Raw genomic sequence first — 6,762 nt, 5'->3', positions numbered from 1 at the left:
ATGGTCGGCTTCTGATTATCACCACTCCGGAAAGTATTGATATCTGGGAATTAACCGACGACCAATGGCACAAAGCTGCACAGAAGGAGCCCTGGAGCGGCGGCGGTGATATTCAATTTTCTTTGGACCCTTGTGAATTCATCAGAAGTTGCAATCAAAGCGTAACGATCTGGCGTAAGGCAGCGTCGGGAATGTGGGGCGAGACACAAACATTTCCGGCTGAGTCCCTGGTAGTCAAAAGTCCCAGCGGTGAAACCATTGTTTGTAACGATCCTGCCGGACACACTGATCTCTATCAACGTAAGCCTTTTGCTGAACCTTTCGGTCAGCCATTCGGTGAAACTGCCGCCGTTGAGTGGGTTAATCAACGCATTGAGTTTTCCATCATAGGTGCAGATTTCAATGGGGAAGGTTGCCTTTTGGCTGTGGTTCCCAAGACGGCTACGCACAGCCTGATTCTGTTCGGGTTGACGGCAGACGGTAGCTGGCTGGAAAGGGCCCGTTTGCAAACAGAAGGCAGGATTTACAAATTTCGCTTCAGCCCTTGCAGCCGCAACCTTCAAGTCCACAGTTTGAGCCCTGCCAGCGGCTATGCCAGAGGGCGAGAGTTTTTTTCGCTCTGGCAGATCATGCCCGATAAAGTCACCCGGACAGCTGACGGGGAATGACGACCTCCTACTTAGCGACCATCATGTTGTTGATTTTGAGCTGGCCAAAGTTAAGGGGAAGCTGCACCTGATATAAGAAAAGATGATCCTGTCTCTAAAACAGGTGAAGCAGCAGCCCCTGCAGTGTTCAAAGTCTGCTCAATCCTTTTGATACTTTATCCAGGAAGCTATGATAGTCGTCAGGATTCAGTCCCAGTTTCCGCAAGTATTGAATAGTATGATGAACAACTTCTTCAGTAGTATAATCTTGGCTGGCTTTAACATCATCAGGCACAGCCTCAATCGGCTCATTTCTCATTCGACGGTCATGGATATATTCGAACCAGGCTTGTAAAAACTGATTGATCAGTTTTAATTCCTGCATATTTTCAGGACAACGGAAAAACCGAAACTCCATTGTGGAATATGGATCGATCACCTCAGTTCCTGGAATATGCAACAAAGATATGGCCATATATTTGTCTATCATCACATCAGCAATTTCACCAAACATTTGTTGCAAGGGGGCCATCTGCACAAAATGACTATATATTTTTGAAAACTGTTTAAGCTTATCCAATTTTTCTGAATCCGTTAACCAGTCACCATTCGCTTCTTCATAATTGGAACCAGCTAACTTTTCATTATACGTAGCAATCATCCAATTGATCCGTTCAATGGCTAACCCTCTCATGTCAGAATAATCAGAAAACAATTTATACCATTGACTCTCATTATTTTTAACAATTCGGTCATTATTACCGAATGCCCTGATTAGATAAGGATTGCTCTCAATTTCCCTCTGTAATTCCAGTAGAGCTCCGGGATTACCATGCGTAGCGGAGAGCGCATCGACATGCTTGTGACCGGAGGCATAACCTATGAGCCCATCTTTAATCATTAAGTCAACCAGTTCAAATACTTTTTCTAAACAATTATTCGCACCGGCGTCACCATCGTGGTAAGGCGTACAATTAAACTCAAGCCATCTCCTAAAGTCTACAAAAGGAGTTACATAGAATTGACCGTCAAAAGTGAAACTTTCAGGATCATAACCTGTCTTATTTGCTCCTAATCTTTTCATATGTTTATTGACTTTATTAAGATAATAGTAACTTGACCCGCCCCCTTGTTCATCTTCAGAAATCAAATCATATTCCAACTCTTCACCAAATTTGAGATCAATACGCTTGTCGAGTGGAATACCCTGTCCAGCTGTATCTGGCTTTTTTTCAGACATATCATTAAGAGAATCTAACCAGCGTCTTCTAAATTTCGAACCCATGACTTCTTCATTAAAAGTCATTCTAAGCTTATGATTACTTCTCAGGGCAGCAATAATGGAATTCTTGCACTTTATACATCCAACGGTTTCCTTCCTTATCTCATCAATAAGTTCTCGCTTGTAGCGAACACTAAATCTCATAAAATGGTCATATTCTGAAAAATAGCCATCCCCAAAAAGCATCCTTTCAAAGAATTGAAATGTCTCATGCCCAACAAATTGATAGCCCCTACTATCATCAGAGCCCTTGAAATTTTCATAAAGGTAATCAGGTAATAACTGACCAAGATAATAATATTGACGATATCTATCTGACATCTCAATTTGTCGCTGAGCAAACATTTCTGACAATATTGAATCTATTATTTCGATTCGTTTATTACTAATTGTTTGATTGGAACGATACTTATCAGCATCGTTACTATAAATAAACTTCTGATCTCTTAACAATCCTTCCGTGAACAATATAAAATCCACAAATATTTCTTTAACATTCTCTTTGGTAGTAACATAATCAGTACTATCAAAACGCAAATAACCATTTGTCTTCCATTTTTTATGCCCGATGACTCTTTCGATGGATAAACCATGCTCCTCAGCCAGTTTATTAACAGTATTTAACAAATGCCCGGCTGCCTCCCGGGGTGACAACAGTACATCAACGTTAAGCTCTTTTCCTCTCTTGCGCTTTCCCGGTTTCATTTCCGATGATGCTTGTTGGCTTTCCGCCCTGGTCTGCTCTCTATTTTTTTCAGGTACCCGATCACCTTTGTCACTCGCTGTTCCCTCTTTATTTGAGTTACCGAGGCTGATTATTCCGTTTATGTCACTTATATTAACTTTCAAAAAAAAATTGTCAGCAGTACCAAGTAATAAAGGTAAAAAAACATTCAAGACATTTGCGCCATTGCTACCCTCATTTTTTCCATGGGCTAGCTGGTAGAAATCATCCTTTTCTTTTTTAGAAAAACCTGTATTCTTTTTGTAATCGAGTTCCTGAAACTCTTTTGTCACTTTGTATGTTTTACTTGTAAGATAGGGGTCTTTCCAGTCTATCCGATCTGCTATTTTTTTTTCCTTAAAAGCATCAACTAACATTTTGTCAGTACTGTTTTTTTCAATGGGAGGTTTACTGAAAAAAAGCTTCCCATTCAGTGCCGGAGTTAAAACATTCTGATAGTCAAAAGAAAGCGAACCAAAAGCTAGCACGTGGGAAACATTCAGGAATGAACAGAAAAAAAATATAAATAATTTCATAGTAACAAAGTTCAGTTTTTAACCATATTTCTTGATTATGATAATTCGAATAATCTCTGTTGAGTAACCCCTGGTGCTATACCTGTGAAAGGACACGCTCAATACCTACCATTAAATACTCTGAGCAAGTACTTCTGTACATGAAAAAGTACTAAGAATTCTATTCACAAGGATCACCACAGTGCTCTCTAATTATCCTAATATTCAATTAACTTCGCAAAAAGGTAGTAACAGACTAGTTATTAATCAAGTGTGCCGGGGAAATATTCTTTCGCCAATAACGAAGTTTATGTGTCGTTGTCCGATTTCTCACCAAGGCTCTGGAGACTGACTTACTCATTCAAGCCTATAAGTATCCAACCAACCGACCAGAAACATATCTCCAAATTGAAATTTCATCCTATCTGAAGGTTATATCTGCCTTTCACCGCACCGACTGATATTTACCTAATATCTGTCGTCAGTAACGATGTCTTTATGGCGACCCGTTTCAAAACGTCGGCAAAAGAATTTACCACCGTCTTTGTATACAGCAGTTCCCGCCAATCATTGACAAATGTCCGAATCAATAGGTTATTCCATAAGTCAAATCCTAAGATGATGAAAGAACACCCGGTTCCGCATCATTGCATCTTTTAACACCTTATCCCAACTGACTACTTCAGTGTAGAGATTAAGACTATCATGCCAACGGAAGTACCCCTGTCGATCTGGAAGGGGCTTGAAATCTTTTTCTTCTTCCAACCAAGTCTTCACCTTTTTGTTTAAGTCACAGATAACATAGCCATAGAACGGGGTGTTGGTGTTAATCTGTATCTCCCTGCCCTGGGGTGTGGTGAACTCGCCATCACGTAGCTTGCGAACATAGCGAATAATTTGCTGCACAGGATCTTCCTTAGAAGATGGGTTGGCAAAATCATCTCGCTGTGGCCTCTTGAACTCGAATATAGTTACAGGATTGCTGGCTTCATTCTCACCTCGAAAAACCATTCGGTGATCAAATGCCAGAATATCTGGCCTGCCTGACTTTCCTTCCAAAGGGATATCAGAGGAGAGGTACTCGGTAAAATTGAGGCGTTCATCAATTAACCAAAGGTTATGATCCTCAAAAGGTGTTTGGTCACTGTCGCCTTTTCTGGGGAAAATAATGTCATGCACTACACCCTCAGAAGAGTACTTACCATCATCACCGGTTTGCAGGCTTTTTTCAAAAATGTCAATAACACTGCGACGCATGGAAATATAATGAGCCAGGTAACGATGTCTTTATGACGACCCATTTCAAACCGTCGGCAAAAAAATTCCTTACCTTCTTTGTAAACGCTCTTGACATTAAACGTTAGAAAATATTTTAAGCAGGTAAACCGACCGAACCCCTTGCCGCCCTGAGTGATTTTGTGGTCTGAGTAGAGTGTATCGAAAGAGTTTCGATTTTCAGTATCGAACCCTACACCATTGTCAATAACAGTAAAGCCACAAACAGCAGGCATGGAATTTTCTAACAGATCGTCTTGTTGTTCACGATGAACAACAATCTGTACAAGGCCACTATTATTGCCAGTGCATTCAATGGACTGAATCGCATTGACCATCAATTCAATAATGGGGGTGTAGACGTTGACACCAGAGCCTGCCGGAATATGATCGACTGCACGTTGTATGTTGACGTTACTCATAGTATCTCTCACAGATCCTTGCAGCGTAAAAGGCTGCTATGTCCATGGATCAAGGTTCTGATTCTATCGTCTTTTTCTGCTGACCATGAACTCATTTAACGAAACTCGAGAAATTCTCCATCCATAGCCTCTCATTGGAAGCGTAGCGTCGGGGGCGCCTGGCTGGGGGCGCCACACGAACCCCGAAGGCTTAACATTCCTCCAGCCTGGAGGCAGGTCTGCAAGAGACGCAAGGAAAGATAGTTTATGGGCTTGCTCCAAGCAAGCCGAGCTTACATCCCCCCACCTGGTTCGGTGGCGGTCCTGCGCTGAAGTTCGAAATTGTCTCCTACAGAGCCATCCAAATAGAACTTTTCTCCTGTCTGAAGGTCGAACCATAAAAGAATTTCAACAGAGTCCTCCGGATGATAGAAGGGAGATTAACAACTATGGATGGCCTTACTGGCAGGAAGATAAACGAACCCGCTCCTGATATTGGCGCGCCAGCCAATCCAGCCAATAGAGCAAAGCAAGATGCACCGTCAAACATTACAGAGGTCTCGGATGTCACTCCCAAACTCAGCTCATTGTCAATTGCGGTTACTGTGCCTGACAAGACGAGGATCGTATCTTCAACGGATTCAGCGACGGCGATGACTTGCTACGACCTGCGGTGGGCTGCCCTGCCCCGGGAAGTGCTTGAGATAATCGCCAGCTATTTGTCCATCGAAGATCTCAATAATTTTGGGCAAACATCGACGACAATGAGCGATCGCCTGAGTTCATGCGGTCTGGAAGAAGTCCATCACTTCCTCTCTCTGAGCAGACAAAGGCAGACTTCGTGCCGGACAATCATTCAGTCCAGTCATCTACTCCTTGAGTACCTCAGGACATTGTCCATATTTTCTGTTCGTCATTTCCCTGTACAACAGGGCCCGGCCTTTTACTCCTTTTACGCCAGCCATTTGCGCCAGCAGATTCTCGATGGGGCCACACTGAGCCTTATACCCAGTGGCGTTTTAGAGGTTCGCCAAAAACATCATCTGCGTGATCATATTCCCTTTGTCATTGAGAAGAAGTCGGATAACTACAGCGATATTCTGGCTCCGGGTCCTGATGGTCAATGGGTCAGGGAAGCTGAGATCACACACGATTACCTGGTCGAATATCATCATCAGCAGGCCGACCATATTTTATTTGTCGAGCAACCCTTTGCGTTGAGAGAAGGACCGTTTCCTTACAATTACAGTGGCAAAGAGCATTTTCTATCTGTCTATGAACGCAAGAATGATGCGTGGGTTGAGCAACAACTGACATCGGGTGAGATTTTTCCTGAATGTCAGGATAAGCAAATCTTTAGGATACGCCTGTCACCTGATGCCAAGTCAGCGGTCTGTATTAACATGAGCGACGGTGTTGCTATTCTCGGTCGGGGGGCTGATGGGCAGTGGATCAACAGAGGCAACATTAATACAAGTCTTTATCCCCGGCTGTTCAGTCCCGACAGCAATCATCTTGCGCTTTATGATGGACCATGCATCAAGGTGATGAGCCGGGCAAAAGATGATTCCTGGTCACAAACGGGTGACATTGTTGTTACCAACCCTGCTGATGATCTGAAAGAAACACCCAGCGGCGAAACAGTGAGCGACTTTGATTATCTACGCGTGGTATTCAGTCCGGATAACCGCCATTTTGCTACATGGTTTGAGGAGGCCGGCCATGATTCACATCACAATGATATTCAACGGCGTTATTTCTTTGTCGTCATTTTTGCCCGTGACCCGCAAGGGCAGTGGCGTGAAAAAGAGAGAATCGTTGAATCCTGTAACCGGGCAACCCGATATTTCACTCTTAAACCTGAATTCAGCCTGGATGGTCGGCTTCTGATTATCACCACTCGGGAAAGTATTGATAT

Annotated in this window: 5 protein-coding genes; 2 read left to right on the top strand and 3 right to left on the bottom strand. The window is 43.1% G+C overall.

What is annotated here, in order from left to right:
* A partial coding sequence (locus KDK17_RS18240) for a hypothetical protein (protein WP_257288735.1) occupies positions 1–668 on the top strand: 668 nt, incomplete at its 5' end.
* Between the two features lie 127 nt (positions 669–795).
* Here KDK17_RS18240 and KDK17_RS18235 read toward each other — a convergent pair.
* The 3 genes from KDK17_RS18235 to KDK17_RS18225 all read right to left on the bottom strand — a co-directional run bounded on the left by KDK17_RS18235 (position 796) and on the right by KDK17_RS18225 (position 4,865).
* Positions 796–3,189, bottom strand: a complete 2,394-nt coding sequence (locus tag KDK17_RS18235) for a hypothetical protein (RefSeq protein ID WP_257288734.1) — start codon at positions 3,187–3,189, stop codon at positions 796–798.
* Between the two features lie 585 nt (positions 3,190–3,774).
* Complete coding sequence (locus KDK17_RS18230) at positions 3,775–4,347, bottom strand: hypothetical protein (RefSeq protein ID WP_257280830.1); 573 nt, start codon at positions 4,345–4,347, stop codon at positions 3,775–3,777.
* Positions 4,347–4,865, bottom strand: a complete 519-nt coding sequence (locus tag KDK17_RS18225) for an ATP-binding protein (protein ID WP_257288733.1) — start codon at positions 4,863–4,865, stop codon at positions 4,347–4,349. Before KDK17_RS18225 ends, KDK17_RS18230 begins: the two co-directional genes overlap by 1 nt.
* Positions 4,866–5,293: 428 nt before the next feature.
* Between KDK17_RS18225 and KDK17_RS18220 the strand changes: the two genes are divergently transcribed.
* A partial coding sequence (locus tag KDK17_RS18220) for an F-box protein (RefSeq protein WP_257288732.1) occupies positions 5,294–6,762 on the top strand: 1,469 nt, incomplete at its 3' end.

The sequence above is a fragment of the Endozoicomonas sp. SESOKO2 genome (assembly GCF_024606245.1).
In the GTDB taxonomy this organism is placed as follows: Bacteria; Pseudomonadota; Gammaproteobacteria; order Pseudomonadales; family Endozoicomonadaceae; genus Endozoicomonas_A.
This window is presented reverse-complemented; position numbering and strand designations above follow the sequence as displayed.